The 18,449-nt window shown below is 62.7% G+C and carries 11 protein-coding genes; 4 read left to right on the top strand and 7 right to left on the bottom strand.

The window, feature by feature from the left end:
* Positions 1 to 103: 103 nt before the first annotated feature.
* On the bottom strand, positions 104 to 10,516 hold the full coding sequence (locus NK667_RS05770) for an autotransporter-associated beta strand repeat-containing protein (RefSeq protein WP_283777348.1): 10,413 nt from the start codon (positions 10,514 to 10,516) through the stop codon (positions 104 to 106).
* 593 nt (positions 10,517 to 11,109) lie between these two features.
* Here NK667_RS05770 and NK667_RS05765 point away from each other — a divergent pair.
* Together NK667_RS05765 and NK667_RS05760 are read left to right on the top strand one after the other, a co-directional pair.
* Positions 11,110 to 12,066, top strand: coding sequence for a nucleoside-specific channel-forming protein Tsx (locus NK667_RS05765; RefSeq protein ID WP_054617304.1), 957 nt, complete (start codon positions 11,110 to 11,112; stop codon positions 12,064 to 12,066).
* A 9-nt stretch (positions 12,067 to 12,075) separates the two neighbouring features.
* Positions 12,076 to 13,110, top strand: a complete 1,035-nt coding sequence (locus tag NK667_RS05760) for a purine-nucleoside phosphorylase (RefSeq protein ID WP_054617305.1) — start codon at positions 12,076 to 12,078, stop codon at positions 13,108 to 13,110.
* 113 nt (positions 13,111 to 13,223) lie between these two features.
* Here the strand turns inward: NK667_RS05760 and NK667_RS05755 are convergent, their stop codons facing one another.
* The 3 genes from NK667_RS05755 to NK667_RS05745 form a co-directional block, all read right to left on the bottom strand.
* Positions 13,224 to 14,180: a quinone oxidoreductase family protein gene (locus NK667_RS05755; protein ID WP_054051607.1), complete on the bottom strand. Its 957-nt coding sequence runs from the start codon at positions 14,178 to 14,180 to the stop codon at positions 13,224 to 13,226.
* Positions 14,181 to 14,211: 31 nt separating this feature from the next.
* A complete protein-coding gene (locus tag NK667_RS05750) occupies positions 14,212 to 14,385 on the bottom strand; it encodes a DUF1427 family protein (RefSeq protein WP_082356724.1) in 174 nt (57 codons plus the stop codon).
* Between the two features lie 289 nt (positions 14,386 to 14,674).
* On the bottom strand, positions 14,675 to 15,457 hold the full coding sequence (locus NK667_RS05745) for an AraC family transcriptional regulator (protein ID WP_054617306.1): 783 nt from the start codon (positions 15,455 to 15,457) through the stop codon (positions 14,675 to 14,677).
* 145 nt (positions 15,458 to 15,602) lie between these two features.
* Here NK667_RS05745 and NK667_RS05740 point away from each other — a divergent pair, with 145 nt between their 5' ends.
* Positions 15,603 to 15,830, top strand: coding sequence for a DUF6555 family protein (locus NK667_RS05740; RefSeq protein ID WP_054051602.1), 228 nt, complete (start codon positions 15,603 to 15,605; stop codon positions 15,828 to 15,830).
* Positions 15,831 to 15,904: 74 nt separating this feature from the next.
* Here the strand turns inward: NK667_RS05740 and NK667_RS05735 are convergent, their stop codons facing one another.
* From NK667_RS05735 to NK667_RS05725, 3 genes are all read right to left on the bottom strand, one after another.
* On the bottom strand, positions 15,905 to 16,069 hold the full coding sequence (locus NK667_RS05735) for a metallothionein (RefSeq protein WP_054617307.1): 165 nt from the start codon (positions 16,067 to 16,069) through the stop codon (positions 15,905 to 15,907).
* A 193-nt stretch (positions 16,070 to 16,262) separates the two neighbouring features.
* Positions 16,263 to 16,715, bottom strand: coding sequence for a DMT family transporter (locus NK667_RS05730; RefSeq protein WP_054617388.1), 453 nt, complete (start codon positions 16,713 to 16,715; stop codon positions 16,263 to 16,265).
* A gap of 2 nt (positions 16,716 to 16,717) precedes the next feature.
* Positions 16,718 to 17,212, bottom strand: coding sequence for a DMT family transporter (locus NK667_RS05725; protein WP_054617308.1), 495 nt, complete (start codon positions 17,210 to 17,212; stop codon positions 16,718 to 16,720).
* 246 nt (positions 17,213 to 17,458) lie between these two features.
* On the opposite strand from NK667_RS05725, the gene NK667_RS05720 reads away from it, so the two are divergent.
* Complete coding sequence (locus tag NK667_RS05720) at positions 17,459 to 18,394, top strand: LysR family transcriptional regulator (protein ID WP_054617309.1); 936 nt, start codon at positions 17,459 to 17,461, stop codon at positions 18,392 to 18,394.
* The last annotated feature ends 55 nt before the right edge of the window (positions 18,395 to 18,449 follow it).

The following is an 18,449-nucleotide window of genomic DNA, read 5'->3' as shown; positions in this document are numbered from 1 at the left end:
GGGAGCGGGCTTGCTCGCGAATGGGCCCTGACAGCCTCCACATCCCTGACTGACAGGCAAAAAAAACCGCCCTTACGGGCGGCTAAAAGTGCTTCGACCGCGGTTAGAAACCGAGGCTGAAACTGATCGTCATGGCGTGATCTTCGTTTTTGCCCGACACCTGACCCGAGTAGCCGAGGCCGAGTTTGCCGTTCTGGCTGATCTGGAAGTCCACGCCCGCTTCGAGCAGCGCGCTGTCCTTGGCAATCGGCACGCCCTGGGTGCTGAACGAGGCGCCGCCGTCGATGAAGCTCAGGTCGGCATCCGGTTTGGTGTCGCCGAAGGCATGACGCCAGCCGATGGCCGCACGCGGGGTGAATTGCCCGCCGTTGGCCAGGGTGATGACTTTACCGGCGCGCAGGCCCAGGGTGGAGAAGGTGATGTCCTGGCTGGAATCAGCTTTCAGACGCCCCACTCCGCCTTTTTCATGCACGGTGTCGCTGTCGTAGTTGACGTAGGACAGGCCGGCGAACGGTTCCAGCGCAATACCTGCCGCTTCGAGCGTGTAACCCACTTCGCCAAACACCTGGGCACTGCGGGCGTCGTAGTCGCCTTTCAGGCGATCGTTGTAGCCACCGACGTTGACGTCACGTTTGGTTTCGATGTCGTGCCAGCTGTAAGCGGCACCCAGGCGTACGGCCAGGGCGTCGAACTGCGAGTTGAGGTACGCCGCCAGGTGGTAGCTTTCGACCGTGGCGTCGGAACGGCGGTCGTGGGCATCCAGGTCGCTGCGGGTGTAACCGGCGGCCATCCCGGCACGCCATTGATCGTCGATCTGTTTGTCAGTGCCGAGCATGAAGCCGCTGAGGTTGCGATCAAGTTTGGCGCTGTTGCTGTCGCCATCCATCTCGCCCCAGGCGCCAAGTGCGCGCATCCAGCCGACCATTTCGCCGTGGCAGCCGCCGCTGGACAGGCGATTTTCGCTAGGCGCCAGGGCGCGGCGAGGATCGTCAGGCCCACTGCAGGACGGCTGGCGCATACGGTCGTTGACCGCGTCACGGATGTAACGCGAATCTTCGAGAATGGCGCTGGCGGTACTGGCGTGAATCTCTCCGGACAAGCTGTCGAATGCCGCACGGGCACCGGCAGTGCTCAGGTTGATGACTTCGTTCTGCAACGCCGCACCGGCCACGCCATTACGGCTCAGCGCGGACGCGGTGCTGCGTTGGTTACCCGTGGCCGCAACCGTGGCGAAGGACGTCTGGTTACGACTGACGGCCAGATCGACTTCGTTGGCGCTGTACACCAGTGAGGTGTCGAGGAACGCGCGTTCCGGCAGATCGGTTGCGCTGAACGTACCGTTGACGCCACCGCCCGCCGTAATCAGCTTATAGGTGGTGTCGCCGGAGTACGGCAGCAGATTGGTGACTTGCAGCGCACCATCAAGCGTTGCCGTGCCGCCCACTGGCAACGGTGTGACGGACGGCGAGGTGACGGTCAGTGCCAACAGGCCATCCGCCGCGTTGGTCAGGTTACCCGTTACGCTCAGGGTTTCGCCATTGGCGCCGGACGAGAACACCCCATGGTTGACCACCGAACCAACGCTGCCATTACCGGTCAAGGCTGCGCCATTGAACACGGTGACCTGCCCGCCGAAGTTCGACGGAACATCACCGACCTGCAACAGGCCCTGCTCCACTTCCACGGTGCCGCTGAACGGCTGGTCACCCTCGATCAGCAGTGTGCCGGCGCCTTGTTTGACCAGATCACCGGTGCCGCTGAGTACACCGTTGAAACGCCCGTTAGTGCTCTGGGCAAACAGCACCCGCGCATTGTTCGCCAAACGTCCCTGCAGGCTGGTGGTGTTACCGACCAGCGTACCGCCGCTGACGATGGTGCCGCCGCTGTAGGTGTTGGCGCCGCTAAGCACCAGGGTGCCGGCATCGAGTTTCTCGATGCCGCCGGTGCCTACCAGAGGCGCCGAGATTTCAGCGGTGACGCCCGAGTTGATCCGCACCGCCGCGAGGCTGCCATCCGCCGCGTTGATTGGGGTCAGGCTGCCGTCGGCACCTGGCACCAGGCGATAACCGTTGTCGAGTACCTGCAACCCGGTGAAGCCCTGGTTGCCGACCACCGTCACCGTGCCGCCCTGCCCACCAAATATTGCGAACTGACCGCTCGAACCCTGGCTTGCCGTACCGCTGGCGTTCGTCCAGTTAGTGCTAGAACCCCAGACGCCGTCGCCGCCGCTGATCGTGCCGTCAGCGTTGGTTTTGCCGCCGTTCCAGAACTGCACTTCACCCTGGGTCGTCTGCATCAGCAGGTTGACCTGATTGGCCAACGCGGTTTGCAGGGACAGGCTTGAGGACGCTACACCACCCGGCAATGTGCCGAAGGTCAGGCCGCTGTCGGTCAGGTTGCCGCCGTAGCGGAACAGTTGATAGACACCGGTGCCGAAGCCGCCGGCATCGGTGATGTTCAGCGTGCCGTCGAGGGTCAGGTTGCCGGCGACGTTGACCACGTTGGTCGAGCTGGTCGCCGAACCGAGGCTGAAGTCCAGGCTGGTACCCGACGCCAAGACCAGGGAGCCGACCGACAATGGTGTGACGCTTCCACCGCCGACCAGTGTCGCGCCGCTGGCCAGTTGCACCGCGCCGCCGATCTGGCCGGTGCCGCCGAGTTTCGCCCCGCTCGCCACGTTCACGTTTGCGCTGGCGAGCGTGCCGTTGACCAGCAACGAACCGGCCTGGACGTTGGTGTCGCCCGTCAGGCCGTTGGTGCCGGTGAGCAGCAATTCGCCGGTACCGTTTTTAGTCAGCGTACCGCTGCCGGTGAGGTTGCCGGTGTAGGTGCCGTTGTTGCTTTGCTCGAAGGTCAGCGCGGCGTTGTTGAGGATCGCGCCTTGCAGGCTGGTGGTGTTGCCGCTGGTGGTACCGGCGTTGAGGGTGGTGCCGCCGCTGTAGGTATTGGTGCCGCTGAGTAACAGCGCGCCGCTGCCGTTTTTCACCAGACTGCCGGTGCCAGCGATGATGCCGCTGAGGGTGGTGGCCTGGGTGCCGGCCAGGGTCAACTGTCCGGTGAGATTGATGGCATTGGCCAGTTGCAGGGCGGCGCTGCTGTCGAGTTGCGCACTGCCACCGACGCCGAGTGCGCCAGTGCCGATGGCGCTGTTGTTGCCGAGGATCAGCGAACCGGCATTCAACTGCGTGCCGCCCGCGTAGGTGTTGCTGCCGTTCAGGGTCAGGCTGGAAGCGCCGTTCTTGATCAGACTGCCGGTGCCGCTGACAACGCCATCGAGGCTCAACGCATTTGAACCGCCAACGCTCATCCCACCGTTCAACGCGATAGCGTTGGCGAGGCTGACGGCGCTGTTGCTGTCCAGCGTGGTGCCATTGGCGGCGGTCAGTACGCCGCTGCCTAGCGCGCCGTTATTGCCCACCACCAAGGTGCCGCCGTTGAGCGCGGTGCCGCCGGTGTAGCCATTGGCACCGTTCAGCACCAGGGTGCCGGTGTCGTATTTGCCCAGGGTGCCGGCGCCATTGATGGCCACGCCAACGGTTGCGGTGCTGTTCGGATCGACGCGGAAAGTCGCGTTGCCCAAACCGCCGTTGACCAGGTTCAGTGCGCCCGCCGTGCCGTTCAACAGGCTGTAGCCGTCGGTGACGAATTGCATGCCGGTAACCGCGTGCGTGCCATCGACCGTGACATTGCCCGCCGTGCCCTGGAATACCGCGAAACTGTTGGCCCAAGCCTGATTCGAGGTGCCGTTTACATTGGTCCAGTTAGTAGTGCCGCTATTCCACGTGCCGCTGCCACCGTCGATTGCACCATTACCGACCAATTGCGCGCCGTCCCAGAATTGCACGGTGACGTTCGGTGCACTGACCAGCAGGTTGACCTGACTGCCCACGGCGGTCTGCACTTGCAGATCGCCCGGCGATACACTGCCCGGCACCGTGCCGACGGCCAGACCGTTGTCGGTCAGGGCGCCGGTGTAGTTGATGATGCGATACACACCGCTGCCGAAGCCGCCGATGTCGCTGACATTGAGGTTACCGTCGAGGGTCAGGTTGCCGCCGACATTGATCAGCGCGTTACCGCCGCCGGACACCGGCACACCGAGCCCGACGTCGAGGTTGGAGTTGCCACTCAAGGCCAGCGAACCCACCGACAAGGCGCTGCCGGTGGCCAGTGCGACGTGGCCGCCATCCGCGACGTTGACTGCACCAATAAGGCTGCCGCTGCCGGCGAGGGTCCCGCCGTTGTTGACCGCAACGTTGGCACTGTCCAGCGAACCGCTGACATTCAGAGTGCCGCCGTTGATGCTGGTGTCGCCGGTCAGGCTGTTGATGCCGGTGAGGTTGAAAGTGCCGCTGCCGAGTTTGTCGAGCAAGCCGCTGCCGCTGAGTACACCGTCGAAGGTGCTGCTGGCATTGTTGCCGCCGATGCTCAAGGTGTTGCCGCCGCCGATCAACGCCGTACCGCTGCCGGCAAGGCTGGCGAGACTGCCGGACGCACCGAGGTTGAGGCTGGTGCCCGCGCCCAGATTGACTCCGGCATTGTTGCCCAGGGCCGTGGCGGAGGTGGTGCTCAAGCTGCCGCCCAGTACATTGAAGGTGCCGCTGAAGGTGTTGTTGCCGCTGAGGCTCAGGTCTGCCGCGCCGTTTTTGTTCAGGGTTCCAGCGCCGCCGACGATGCCGTCCAGGGTCAGGTTATTGGTGCCGGCCACGTTCAGCGCCGCGTTGACGTTGACGTCGTTGGCCAGGCTGAGCGCCGAGCTGTTATCCAGCGTCGAGGCTCCGGCAACGGTCAAGGCGCCAGTACCCAGCGCCGCGGCATTGCCGAGGGTCAGGGTGCCGGCGTTGAGGGTGGTGTCGCCCTGCTGGCTGTTGACACCGTTGAGGGTCAGGTTGGCCGCGCCGTTCTTGATCAGGCCACCGGCACCGCTGATCACACCGCCGAGGGTCAAGTCATTGCTGCCGCCCACCGCCAGCGTGGCGTTCAAGCCGACGTTATTCGCCAGGGTCAGCGCCGTGTTGTTGTCCAGCGTCGAGGCCCCGGCGACCGTCAGGTTACCCAGGCCCAGGCCCGATGCATTGCCGACCGTCAGGGTCCCGGCGTTCAGGGCAACCCCGCCGAGGAAGCCGTTAACACCATTCAAGGTCAGATTGGCCGCGCCGTTTTTGCTCAGGCTACCCGCACCGTTGACCGCGCCGTTGAGGGTCAGGTCTGCACTGCCGGCGATGCCGAGGTTGCCGGCCAGATTGATCACGTTACCGACGGTCACCGCCGTCGCGGCATCAAGAGTGGTGGCGTTGGCGGCATTCAGCGCGCCGGCGCCGAGTGCCGTGTTAGAGGCCAGAATCAAGCCACCGGCACTCAGCGTCACCGGACCGAGGAATGTGTTGTTGCCACCAAGGGTCAGGTTGGACCCACCGGCCTTGACCAAACCGCCCACGCCGCTGATCGCACCGTTGAGGGTCAATGCATTGGAGCCCGCGATGTTCAGGTTGCCGGCCAGATCCACGGCATTGCCGAGGGTGACGGCGGCGTTGCTGTCCAGAGTGGTGCCCGAAGCCGCAGTCAACAGACCGCTGCCCAATGCGGTGTTGTTGCCCACCACCAGCGTGCCGCCGTTCAGCAAGGTGCCGCCGCTGTAGGTGTTGGCGCCGTTGAGCACCAGGGTGCCGCTGTCGAGTTTGGCCAGGGTGGCCGCACCGTCGATGGCGACGCCGATGGTGGCGGTCGAGCCCGGATCGACCCGGATCGCCGCATTGCCGCCGGTGCCGTTGACCGCCGTCAGGTGCCCGGCCGCACCGGTCAGCAGGTTGTAGCCGTCGGTGACGAACTGCATGCCGTTAAAGGTCTGCGTACCGAGCACCGTGACGTTGCCCGCCGTGCCCTGGAAGATCGCGAAGTCGCTGGCCCAGGTTTGATTGGTCAAACCATCAGCCGAGGTCCAGTTGGTGCTGCCGGCATTCCAAGTTCCGGAGCCGCCATCCACCGTGCCGTTTGGCAAGGTCTGGCTGCCGTCCCAGAAACGCAGGCTGACGTTAGGCGCGGTCACCAGCAGGTTGATCTGATTGCCGATCGACGTTTGCAGCGCCAGGTCCGCGAGGCTGTAGCCGACCGGGATGGCGCCGATATTCATGCCCAGGTTCAACAGGCTGCCGGTGTAGTTGATCAAGCGATACACGCCGACGCCGAAACCACCGGCATCCGCAACGTTCAGGTTGCCGTCCAGAGTCAGGTTGCCGCCGATGTTCAGCAGCGAGCTGGTGGACGGTGCGCCGAGGGCGACGTCCATATTCGAGGTGCTGTTCAGGGCCAGCGCGCCGACCGACAAGGTGTTGCCGCTGCTCAGGCCCAGATGACCGCCGTTGTTCACGTTCAGCGTGCCCAATACCGAGCCGGTGCCGGTCAGGGTTGCGCCGGTGTTGACGTTGACGTTGGCGCTGCCCAGCGAACCGCTGAGGTCCAGGGTGCCGCCGTTGACTGCGGTGTCACCGGTGAGGCCGTTGATACCGGTGAGGTTCAATGTACCGGTGCCAACTTTGGTCAAGCCGCCAGGACCAGCCAAACCGCCGTCGAAGGTGCTGGTGGTACTGACGCCGCCCACCGACAAGGTGTTGCCCGAACCGATCAACACATCGCCGCTGCCATTGAGGCCGGCGAGGCTGGCATCGGTGCCGAGATTGAGGCTGGCGCCAGCGCTGATGTTAGCTCCGGAGGTGTTACCCAGTGCACCGGTGCTGGCGGCAGTGACGCTGCCGGACAGAATATTCAAGGCCCCGGTGAAGCTGTTGTTGCCGCTGAGGGTCAGGTCGGACAGGCCGTTTTTGTTCAGCGCACCGGCACCGTCAATGACGCCGCCGAGGTTCAGGTTGTTGTTGCCTGCGATGTTCAAATCGGCATTCAGCGTCATGGCGTTGGCCACGGTGAAAGCCGCGCTGTTGTCGAGGGTCGAGGTGCCGCCCACGATCAACGCGCCAGTACCGAGTGCCGCGCCGTTGCCCAACGTCAGGCTGCCGGCATTCAGGGTGGTGTCGCCCTGGTAGGTGTTGACGCCATTGAGGGTCAGGTTGGCCGCGCCATTTTTGATCAGTTGACTGGTGCCGCTGATCACGCCACCGAGGGTCAGGCCTTGAGTGCCGCCGACGGTCAGGTCGGCATTCAATGCCACGTTGTTGCCGAGGCTGACCGGGGCATTGCTGTCCAGGGTTGCCGCGCCAGCGACGGTCAGGCCGCCAAGGCCTAGCGCCGAGCCATTGCCGACGGTCAGGGTGCCCGCGTTCAACGTGGTGCCACCAAGGAAACCGTTGGCGCCGTTGAGGACCAGATTCGCCGCACCGTTTTTCACCAGGTTGCCCGCACCGTTGACCAGCCCGGTCAGGGTCAGGTCAGCCGAGCCACCGACGTTCAAGGCACCGGCCAGGTTCACCTGATTGCTCAGGCTGACGGCGGTGTTGCTGTCGAGGGTGGTGTTGGCCGCCGCGTTCAACGCACCGGCGCCCAAGGCACCGCTGGCGCCGACGATCAGTTTGCCGGCGTTTAGCGCGGTGGCGCCGAGGTAGTTATTACTGCCGTTGAGGGTCAGGTCGGCCGCACCGTTTTTGATCAGCCCGCCGATGCCGCTGACGACTCCGTTAAGGGTCAGCGCGTTGGTGCCGGCGAGGGTCAGGTTGCCGCCCAGGTTGACCGCGTTGGCCAGGGTCGATGCAGCGCTGGCATCAAGGGTGGTGCCACCCGACGCGTTCAACGCGCCAGAACCCAGCGCGGTATTGGAACCGACGATCAGGCTGCCGGCATTCAGCGCCGTGGTGCCGGTGTAGGTGTTGGCACCGGTAAGCGTCAGGCTGGAAGCGCCGGTTTTGATCAACCCGCCAGCGCCAGCGATGACGCCGTCGAGGGTCAGCGCGTTGGCGCCGCCAGTGGTCAGGTTGGCATTGAGGGTGATGGCGTTGGCCAAGCTCAGGGCCGAACTGCCGGTCAGCGTGCTCGCGCCGCCCACGGTCAGGCCGCCAGTGCCCAGCGCCGCGCTGTTGCCGACGGTGATGCTGCCGGCATTCAGCGTGCTGCCGCCCTGGAAGGTGTTGATGCCGTTGAGGGCCAGGTTGGCCGCGCCGTTTTTGATCAATTGATTGGTGCCGCTCAGCACGCCATCAAGGGTCAGTTGGTTGGTGCCGCCGATGATCAGGTCGGCGTTTATCGCAATGCCGTTGGCGATGGCAACGCCACTGCTGCTGTCCAGCGTCGAAGCACCGGCCACGGTCAGCACGCCGCTGCTCAAGGCATTCGCGTTGCCAACGGTGAGGGTGCCCGCGTTCAGAGTGGTGCCGCCAAGGAAGGTGTTGGCGCCATTGAGCGTCAGGTTAGCGGCGCCGTTTTTAGTCAGGCTGCCGCTGCCACCGACCACGCCACCGAGGGTCAGGTTGGCGCTGCCGCCGATGTTCAGGTTACCGGTGGTGTTCACCGCGTTGGTCACCGCAACCGTGGAGCTGGCATCCAGTGTGGTGCCCGCCGCCGTGTTCAAGGTGCCCAGGCCCAGCGCGGTGTTGGAACCGAGAATCAGCGAGCCGGCGTTCAGCGTGGTGTCGCCGGCGTAACCGTTGGTGCCGCCGAGGGTGAGTGCGGCGCTGCCATTCTTGATCAGTCCGCCCGCGCCGTTGATCGCGCCGGTCAGGCCCAATGCCTGGGTGCCGCCGATTGTCAGGTCGCCGCCGAGGTTGACCGCGTTGGCCAACGTCACCGCCACGCTGGTGTCCAAGGACGTGCCGGCAGCGGCGTTCAGCGCACCAGTGCCCAGCGCGGTGTTGGACGCCAGCAGCAAGCCGCCGGCGTTCAATGCGGTCGGGCCCAGATAGGTGTTATTGCCGCTCAGGGTCAGGGTCGACAGACCATTCTTGATCAAGCCGCTGCTGCCGGAAATCAGGCCATTGAGGGTCAGCGCGTTGCTGCCCACGACGGTCAGATTGCCGTTCAGCGCCACCGAATTATTCAGGGTTACGCCAGTTGTGGTATTGAGACTCGCCGCCGCGTTGACGTTCAGCGAGCCGCTGCCGAGCGCATTGTTGTTGCCCAGGCTCAAGGTGCCGGCGTTGAGGTCGGTGCTGCCGGTATAACTGGCGTTGTTGCCGGTCAGCGCCAAGGTGCCGCTACCGTTTTTCGAGATACCGCCCGCGCCATTGATCAGCCCGGACAGGGTCAGGCTGCCGACGCCGGAGGTGCCCATGGCGCTGTTGAGCACGATGTTGTTGTTCAGGGTAATGGTGCCCGGCGCCTGCAGCACGGTCGAACCGCCCACAGTCACCGTGCCGGTGCTGAACGCCAGGTTGTTGCCCAGTTGTACCGAACCGCCGTTGAGGGCGGTGGCGCCCAGATACGTGTTGGCGCCGTTGAGCACCAGTTGCCCGGTGCCATTCTTGGTGATGCCGCCACTGCCGCTGATCACGTTGCCGAGGGTGATGGCGTTGGTGCCCAGCAGCTGGATGCCGCTGGCGCCGAGGTTGATCAAGTTGCTCAACGACAAGCCGCCGCTGCTGGCCTGTAACCCGCCGCCATTGGAGGTCAATACGCCGCTGCCGAAGGTCGCGTTGTTGTTGAACTGGGCGATACCGCCATTGAGCGTGGTGCTGCCGGTGATCAGCGGACCTTGCAAGGTCCAGGTGCCGCTGTTGACCGTCAGGTTGTTGAAGTTGACGTAGTTGGCGCTCGACACCACGCCGACGCCCGAGGTGCCGCCGCCGATGCCGATCGGGTTTTGCAGGATCAGCGAGTTAATGCCTCCCGCGCCGCCGTCGATCTGGCCGGTGGGTGCGAAGGTCAGGTTGACGCCGATCAACCCGCCCAGGGCCAGGCCGATACCGCCACCGTTGGAGATGGTCGAACCGGTAATCGCGGTGAAGGTGTTGGTGCTGCCATCGCCCATCGACACGCCACCGCTGATGGTGCCGGAGTTGACGAACGTGTTGCCGCTGGCCGAGGTCTCGAAGGCCATCCGGCCGTTGATGGTGCCGGCGTTGATCACATTGACCTGGGCGCCGCCCTGCGCCGCGACGATGGGGGTATCAGCCGAGAACAGCGTGATGTTCAACAGCGCAGTCGAGCCGAGGGTGCCGTTGTTGACGATGTTGGTGCTGCCGCCAGCGCCGTTGTTGATGTTCAACGCCATGCCGTTGAGGCTGCTCAGGTTGACGCCGAGCAAGTCGCCAGTGCCACGGATAATGCCGGTGGCGGCGTTGGTGACGTTGACCACCGAGGCGCCCGCGTTGCCGATCACCGCGCCCGCGCTCAGCAAGGTCACTGCGCCGAGCATGGCCGGGTCGATCAGCCCGGCGTTGTTCAGCGTGATGTTGTTGCCCGTGAGGTTCAGCACCTGCCCGCCGAGGGTGGCGTTCAGTTGCGCGGCGGAACCGACGTTGACCGTCAGATCATTCACCGCACTGGAAAAGGTATTGAGGAACAACGGCAACGACGGCACGCCGCTACAGGTCACCGTCCCGCCCGCTGCCGGGCTGCCGGGCGTACAGGCGGCCATCACTTGAGGACTTGAGAGCGTGGCCACCACCCCGACGATACCGAGGCGGACAGCCAGAGAAAGAGGGCAGACGCGGAAAATCGGGGCGATGACAGATCTCAAGTCCACGGGCAGTTCCTTTTCGTGGTTAACCATTCTTCCTTGAAGGGCGTGCTATGTCGGCCACCCTGGCCATGAATCCAATGACACGCGAATCAAGACTGCGACCGGCTGAAAAAAACCGTTTCATTCCGGCACGTTAGTTGATGGTCCGGGATCCGGCGCGGGTTAATTAGCATTAATACTTTCGTGCGCAAGCCCCCTTTTCCCTGTGGGAGCGGGCTTGCTCGCGAAGGCGATCTGTCTGTCACATCAATGCTGGATTTGCCGCCGCCTTCGCGAGCAAGCCCGCTCCCACAGGGGATGTGTGGATGCTGGTTAATTACCTGATCAAAAGGACAGTAAAACCGCCGATTTCTTCGGTTTTTCATGGATTTGTAACAATTGGTATGAGATGTGCAAACGTTTGCGAGTCGCCGATGACGGCGTTTTCGCTACATAACCGCGCAAGCCCGAAAAACCGGGCCTTCGATCCGCACGAAAAGGGACTTTTAATGCACCGCATGTCCAGCCGCGTGACTTGCTCGCGCTCCTTTGCTGTTTCTTTGCTACTGGCCAGCGTTACAGGACTACTCAGCAGCACCGTTTTGGCGCAACCCGCCCCCGCCGAAGAATCCGCCCAGGGCGAAACCCTCAGCCCCGAAGCCAGCCCACCGAAAAAAGGCGCGTACCTGTCGGACTGGTTCAACCAGGACCTGACGGTCATCGGCAGCAAGGACATCAGCTTCGGCCCGCAACCGTCCGACGATGTGTACCTGGAATACGAATACTTCGGCCGCAAGGGACCGTTCGAGTTGTACGGCTACGTCGACATCCCGAAAATCTTCGACATCGGCAACAGCCATGACAAAGGCGCGTGGGACCACGGTTCGCCGCTGTTCATGGAGCACGAACCGCGCATTTCCATCGACTACCTGGCCGGTCGCAGCCTGGCCGTCGGGCCGTTCAAGGAATGGTATGTGGCGTTCGACTGGATCTACGACCACGGCAGCAACACCCGCAACCGCGCCAACACGTTGTACAGCGGTCTGGGCACCGACATCGACACCCACTCGCGGGTCAACCTGTCGGCCAACTTCTACGGTCGCTACCAGTGGGAAAACTACGGCGCCAGCAACGAGTATTCCTGGGACGGCTACCGCGCCCAGTTGAAATACATCGTGCCCATCAGCAGCTTCAGCAATGGCGCGTCGCTGACCTACATCGGCTTCACCAACTTCGACTTCGGCTCCGACCTGCACAAAGACAACCCGGCGCGCACCGCCAACGCCACCGTGGCCACCAACGTATTGCTGTATTCGTTCACGCACCTGCGCTTCACCCTGGTCGGCCGTTACTTCCACAACGGCGGCAACTGGGAAGATGGCAGCGAGCTGAATTTCGGCGATGGCGACTTCCGCGCCCGCTCCAATGGCTGGGGTTACTACGCCGGCATCGGTTATCAATTCTAAGGAGGTTTTATGCAAGCAATGACGCGTCTGTCCCTGTCCGTTGGCCTGGCCTGCGGCACCCTGCTCGCTTCCACCGCGTGGGCGAGCGAAGCACCGATCCAGCCGAAAGTGATGCTGATCACCATGTTCGCCCCCGAGGCGCAGAACTGGATCGAGCGCCTGGAACTCAAGCAGGAAATCCGCGTACCGGGCCTGTCCGCCGAGTACCCGAACATTCGCTGCAACACGCAGCAGGTGTGCCTGATGGTCACCGGCATGGGCCAGACCAACGCGGCGGCATCGACCCTGGCCTTGGCGCTGTCGTCGAAATTCGACCTGCGTAAAAGCTACTTTTTGATCGCCGGGATTGCCGGTATCAGCCCGAAACACGGGACCATCGGCACCGCTGCTTGGGCGCATTACCTGGTGGAATTCGGAACCCAGTGGGAGATCGATTCCCGGGACGCGCCGAAAGACTGGCCGACCGGCTACATCGGTATCAACACCAAAGGCCCGAACGAAAAACCGCCACTGGACTACAAGACCGAAGTCTTCGAGCTCAATCCGAAACTGCTCGCCAAGGCGTTTGCCCTGTCACACAAAGTCGAGCTGAGCGAGAGCAAGGAATCGGCAGCCTGGCGCGTGAAGTACCCGTCAGCCCCGGCCAATCAACCGCCGGTAGTGACGAAGTGCGACACGCTCGCGGGCAATACCTGGTTTTCCGGCACGCGTTTGAGCGAACGGGCGGAAGTTTGGACCAAGTTGCTGACCGATAACAAAGGCGAGTACTGCACGACTCAGCAGGAAGACAACTCCACCTACGAAGCGCTGCTGCGGGCGAGTCGTGAAGGCCTGGTGGATGTGCAGCGCCTGGCGGTGGTGCGCGCCGGTTCCGACTTCGACCGGCCAGCGCCGGGGCAGAGTGAGGTGGATAATTTGCTCAAGTACGCGGATCAGGGCGGGTTTGTGCCGGCACTGGAAAACCTCTACCGCACGGGGAATCCGTTGGTGCAGGACATTCTGAAGAATTGGTCGGCTTGGGAGAAAGGTGTGCCCGAAGCCTAAACCGATCACCCATGTGGGAGCGGGCTTGCTCGCGAAGACGGTGTGTCAGTCACCGAATGTATTGACTGACACACCGTCTTCGCGAGCAAGCCCGCTCCCACAGTGGTTAGTGTTTAAGGCAACAAAATCACCTTGTCACCACTGCCCTGATTCACCTCGGCATACCGCGCCACGCCTTCGGCCAACGGCGATTCCACCAGCCCTTCCGGCAACGGCAACAGATCCTGATCGAAGAACTTGCCGAACTGATCCAGCATCCCCGCACACGCCTGCACGCCATACAGCAGCGAGTTGATCCCGACCACCGAACCACCCTTGCGATACAACGCCAGCGCCGGCAATTGCACGAGGCCGTCCACCGGCGCGGCAATGATCGCGATGCGGCCAAACGGCGCGAGTGCCGGTACCGAGGCCGGCAGCCAGAAACCGGTGGTGTCGAAGATCACGTCAGCGCCACCGGCGTACACGGCATTCACTTGCGCGCCGAGGTCTTCGGGCTTGTCCAGTTGCAAGGTCTGAAAACCCTGCGCCTGCAACTCTTTGACCTGCTCCACCCTCCGCGCCGCCGCGAGTACTTGGGCGCCACGGATTTTCGCCAGTGCCAGCGCCGCACTGCCCACCGCCCCGCCGCCGATTACCAGCAAGCGCGTACCCGATGTCACCAGACTGCGTTCCAGCGCATCCCACGCCGTGGTGTAGGGCACGCCGAGGCTGGCGGCCTGGGCGAAACTCAGGTGAGTCGGTTTGAGTGCCACGCCATTGGCCGGCAACTTGACGAACTGCGCGTGGGAACCGTCAGCAAAAAAGCCCAGCTCGCGACCAGTGCCCCAGACTTCCTGACCGATCATTGCCTGCGGGCCTTGCACCACCACCCCGGCGAAATCCCGACCGGGAATCCGTGGCAGCGTGGTGTAGGGAAAACGTCCCAGCACGTTCTTCACATCGCTGGGGTTCAGGCCCGCGGCCTTGATCTGCACCAGCACTTCATCGGCGCCGGCCACCGGGGTCGGGACCTCGACGTAGCGCAGGGAAGAGAGGTCGCCGGTCTTGTCGAATTGCAGAGCTTTCATGGGCGTTTCCATTTGAATTGATGAAAGGTTTTCAGGAGAGCCAACCGGCGATCAACTGCCGGCCCATGGGCCACAACTGCTCGCCGGCCAGCATGCCCAGCAACCCCACCAGCGCGATGGCCGGAGGCGCCGGGGAGCGAAAATCCAAAGCGCCGTAAAGCAGGCCGACGCCCAGGCCGATGCCCAGCGAGATGAGGTAGTTCATGACAGACTCCGTGGCACAGGGGGTATGCGAGAAGTCTAGAGAAAGGCAACGAAACCCATCGGCCAAGGGCTTCTGAATATCGGACAAAACGTGATGATCGAATGTAGGAGCTGTGTAGGAGCTGTGTAGGAGCTGTGTAGGAGCTGTGTAGGAGCTGTGTAGGAGCTGTGTAGGAGCTGTCGAGTGAAACGAGGCTGCGATCTTTTGATTCTGCTTTTTTAAAAACAAGATCAAAAGATCGCAGCCTCGTTTCACTCGACAGCTCCTACGGTCCTACGGTCCTACGGTCCTACAGGGATGGGTGTTGTCCTGTCGTGTACTGCGAAGGCGCCACACCCAATTCCCGACGAAACATGTCGCTGAAGCTGCTCGGCGAATACCCCAGTTCCCGGGCGATGACGCTGACTGGCACGCCCTGGATCAACTCCGCCGCCGCTGTCGCCAGTTGCACCTGCCGCCGCCATTCGGCGAAGCCCATGCCGAGCCCGTCCTTGAACAACCGCGCCAGGGTGCGCACGCTGGCCCCGGCGTTTTCGGCGTGTTGTTCAAAGGAAATATTCAGGGACGGCGCGGCCATGACGGCCTGGCACAGGTTCAGCAGGCGCCGATCCGAATCGTCCGGCAACGGGATGGTCAGCATTGAACGCCGCGCCCGTTTCAGTTCCAACAACGCCAGGCCAACCAGCGCCTCGTAATACTCCGGCGTACCGTTGTCCCCCTGATCCACCAGCCCGACGATCAATTCACGCAGCAGTCCACCGACCTCGATCACCTGCACTTTGGCATCCAGGGTCGCCGCCAGCGCCGGTCGCAGGTAGATATTGCGCATCTGCAAGTCCGAGACCACGCGAATCCCATGGGGCACGCCCGGCGGCAACCACACCGCCCGTTGCGGCGGCACCACCAGCGCCTCGTGCGGTGTCTCGACCCACATAACCCCGCTCATCGCGTATAACAACTGGCCCCAGACATGTTCATGGGGCTCGATGTACAGTCCACGCGGATAAGTGCGCGCCAGCGGCTGCACGGGCACATCGGTGTCAGTCAGGTCGGGGGGTGCGGCAAGGGCCATAGACGAGGATCGTTGGGGTTCAGGGAAGCATCATGGTAACGAGGCACTCGGGTTGCCGCCAGTGACGGCCACCGTCTGACAATCCGAGTGAATTTTTGCCAACGCCCGGGATCCCTGTATTACCACAGGGAGGAATACGGGCTTTATGAACAACGCAAAACTATTCGTCATTGAATACACCCTTCATGGCGCCCCCAAGTCTTTCATTATCCGCCTGGACAAGATGGACAACGCGGAGGCCTGGCATTGGGCAAGTTGCGATGCCGGCGTGGGCCGCATCCCGCGCTTTGGCCGTGAGAAGGTGCAAAAGACCAGCAAACCGCTGGCGGAAAAATTCGGCGTCGAGAACGTCACGTGGCGACCGGCGAGCTGAACGGAACAAGGAAGACAAGGAGCGTCAGAAACAAAAAGTGGAGCCCTGTGGCTCCACTTTTTTTTGATGAGCGGTCAGTCGTGGGCGCATTTGCAGCCCTTGCTGGAGCACTCTTCACCGTGCTCATGATGCTTGGCGCAGGCTTCGCAGCAGTAGTGCTTGCCGTGACGCGCAATCGGATGTTGGCCCAGTTTGCAGGAGCATTTCGGGCAGTCGCAGATACTTTCACTGTCGATCATGAGGCGGACTCCACTGTTATGGTCGTCCGGCGCGACGGATGCGCACCGTATTACCAGTGTAGAAGCCAACATTGGAAAGCGTCTCCTTGTAGGAGCTGTCGAGTGAAACGAGGCTGCGATCTTTTGATCTTAAAAAATCAAGATCAAAAGATCGCAGCCTCGTTTCACTCGACAGCTCCTACACGGGACAGAGTTACGCCTGCCGCGAATTGCTGCGATACATAAACACCAACGCCAGCGCCAGACACACCATCGCCACGATCCGACTCCCCGACAACTCGATCGCCGGGTTGCCGAGCCAGCCAAAGTTGTCGATCAACATGCCCATGCCCAGTTGCCCGACGATCACCGCCACCGTCGCCACCGCCGTGCCGACCCGGGGCACCGCGCCGACCATGACCATCATGTACACCACGCCAAACAGCGCCCCGCTGAGCTGCCATTTCGGCACGTCCAACAGGCTCACGGCGTGGGCCGGTTCAAAAAACAGGATCAACAACCCGGTGACCACCGCGCCGACCACAAAGGTCAGCAAACTGCTGCGCAACACGCCGACGGTTTCCCCGAGACGTCCATTGATCGCCGCCTGGATACTTAATACCGCACCTGCCGCGACCACCACGGCCAACAAAATAATCAGATTCATCATCAACCCCGAGCGCTCAGAACAAGTGCCGCCACAATCAGCAGCAAGGCCAGCCAACGTTCACCGTTGACCTTTTTGCGGGTGGCGCCGAACCAGCCGAAATGGTCGATCAGCACACTCTTGCCGACCTGCCCGGAGAGGATCGCAATCATGGTCATGGCGACACCGATGTGCGGCGTGGCCATGGTCAACACCACCACGTAGATCGGCCCGAGAAACCCGCCGATCAGCTGCCAACGCGGCAATTCGCTGAGGGCCGGACCCTGTTGCTTGCCGCTGAACAGCAGCAACAGAAACAGAATCGCCGAACCGACGCCGAAGATGCTCAGGGTTGCCCACAGATGCCCGACCTGAACCCCGAGCGGCCCGAGCAAACCGGCCTCCACGGACAAGCCCATGCCGGCGAGGATGACCAGGGGTAGCAGCAATAGCCGCAACCCGGGTTTGGTGGTTGGCGTTGTGATAACGCCGGCGTTATCGATTGAAGGAGATTGCATAAGGAAAACCTGCGATTTGTCAGTCAAGATCACAGATCCTGTGGGAGCGAGCCTGCTCGCGAAGGCGGTGTATCAGTCAAATCAATGCCGACTGACACGCCCTCTTCGCGAGCAGGCTCGCTCCCACAATTGGATTGTGGTGTTCTTGCTGTGTGAGTAAGGCGCGCATTATCGGCTGGCGATCCTTTGCGATAAATGGGAGCATCCGGACAACACTTTTGCGCAACTCGCACAGCAGGACCCACCATGCACGGCCTCAACGAGCTCGGATTCAAGGCGCTTCGGCTATTCGTCGCAGTACTCGACCACGGCAGTTTTTCCGAAGTCGCCCGCCGCGAAGGCCTCGCGCCCTCCTCGATTTCCCGGCAGATCCAGTTGATGGAACAGGCCCTCAACCAGCAATTGCTCTACCGCCACACTCGCGCGGTCACGCCGACGGAGGCCGGACGCATGCTCGGGCATCACGCGCGATTGGTGTTGGTGCAACTGGAAGAGGCCGAACAGGCCTTGCAGGAACAGCAAAGCGAACCCAGCGGACTGGTGCGGATCAATGCGCCGGTGGTGTTTGGCCAGCGGCATCTGACGCCGTGGCTGGGGCAGTTGTGCGAGCGCTATCCGAAGCTGCAACTGGATATCCAGCAGACCGACAGCTACGTCGACCCGTTGCAGGAAGGCGCCGACCTGTTGTTCCGCATCGGCCCGCTGCACGATTCGAGCATGCAGGCGCGAATCCTCGCGCCGCATCGCTTTCAAGTCGCGGCCAGTCCTGCCTATCTGAAACGCCACGGCGTCCCGCAACATCCCGAAGACCTCGCCGCGCACCAATGCCTGGCCTACAAAGGCGTGACGGGTCAGCAGCGCTGGTTCTTTCGTCAGGGGCAAGAGGACTGGACGCCGTACTCGGTGAAGGGACCGATCACCGGCAACCACGCCGACACCCTGACCCAGGCCGCCGAACAGGGGCTGGGGTTGGTGATGTTTCCGTCATGGCTGATCGGCGAAGCGGTGCGCGAAGGCACGCTGGTGCCGGTGCTGGGAGAATATCAAGTGTCCAACAGCCTGGAGCCGCAGCAAATTGCCGTGCTGTGGCCGGGTAGCCGGCGGTTGTCGGTGAAGGTGCGGACGGTGATTGATTTTTATGTGGAGTGTTTCGGAACCGTGCCCTATTGGGACAGACCATAGTTGCCTTGTAGCAGCTGGCGCAGCCTGCGTTCGGCTGCGAAGCAGTCGCGAAATC

The sequence above is a fragment of the Pseudomonas nunensis genome, assembly GCF_024296925.1.
In the GTDB taxonomy this organism is placed as follows: domain Bacteria; phylum Pseudomonadota; class Gammaproteobacteria; order Pseudomonadales; family Pseudomonadaceae; genus Aquipseudomonas; species Aquipseudomonas nunensis.
Note: the sequence above shows the minus strand (reverse complement) of the source record. Positions and strands in the feature narration are given on the sequence as shown.

Excerpts from the sequence above, each read along its gene's own strand:
- NK667_RS05770 (WP_283777348.1), bottom strand. The coding sequence starts at position 10,516 with ATGGCCGCCTGTACGCCCGGCAGCCCGGCAGCGGGCGGGACGGTGACC.
- NK667_RS05765 (WP_054617304.1), top strand. The coding sequence starts at position 11,110 with ATGCACCGCATGTCCAGCCGCGTGACTTGCTCGCGCTCCTTTGCTGTT.
- NK667_RS05760 (WP_054617305.1), top strand. The coding sequence starts at position 12,076 with ATGCAAGCAATGACGCGTCTGTCCCTGTCCGTTGGCCTGGCCTGCGGC.
- NK667_RS05755 (WP_054051607.1), bottom strand. The coding sequence starts at position 14,180 with ATGAAAGCTCTGCAATTCGACAAGACCGGCGACCTCTCTTCCCTGCGC.
- NK667_RS05750 (WP_082356724.1), bottom strand. The coding sequence starts at position 14,385 with ATGAACTACCTCATCTCGCTGGGCATCGGCCTGGGCGTCGGCCTGCTT.
- NK667_RS05745 (WP_054617306.1), bottom strand. The coding sequence starts at position 15,457 with ATGGCCCTTGCCGCACCCCCCGACCTGACTGACACCGATGTGCCCGTG.
- NK667_RS05740 (WP_054051602.1), top strand. The coding sequence starts at position 15,603 with ATGAACAACGCAAAACTATTCGTCATTGAATACACCCTTCATGGCGCC.
- NK667_RS05735 (WP_054617307.1), bottom strand. The coding sequence starts at position 16,069 with ATGATCGACAGTGAAAGTATCTGCGACTGCCCGAAATGCTCCTGCAAA.
- NK667_RS05730 (WP_054617388.1), bottom strand. The coding sequence starts at position 16,715 with ATGAATCTGATTATTTTGTTGGCCGTGGTGGTCGCGGCAGGTGCGGTA.
- NK667_RS05725 (WP_054617308.1), bottom strand. The coding sequence starts at position 17,212 with ATGCAATCTCCTTCAATCGATAACGCCGGCGTTATCACAACGCCAACC.
- NK667_RS05720 (WP_054617309.1), top strand. The coding sequence starts at position 17,459 with ATGCACGGCCTCAACGAGCTCGGATTCAAGGCGCTTCGGCTATTCGTC.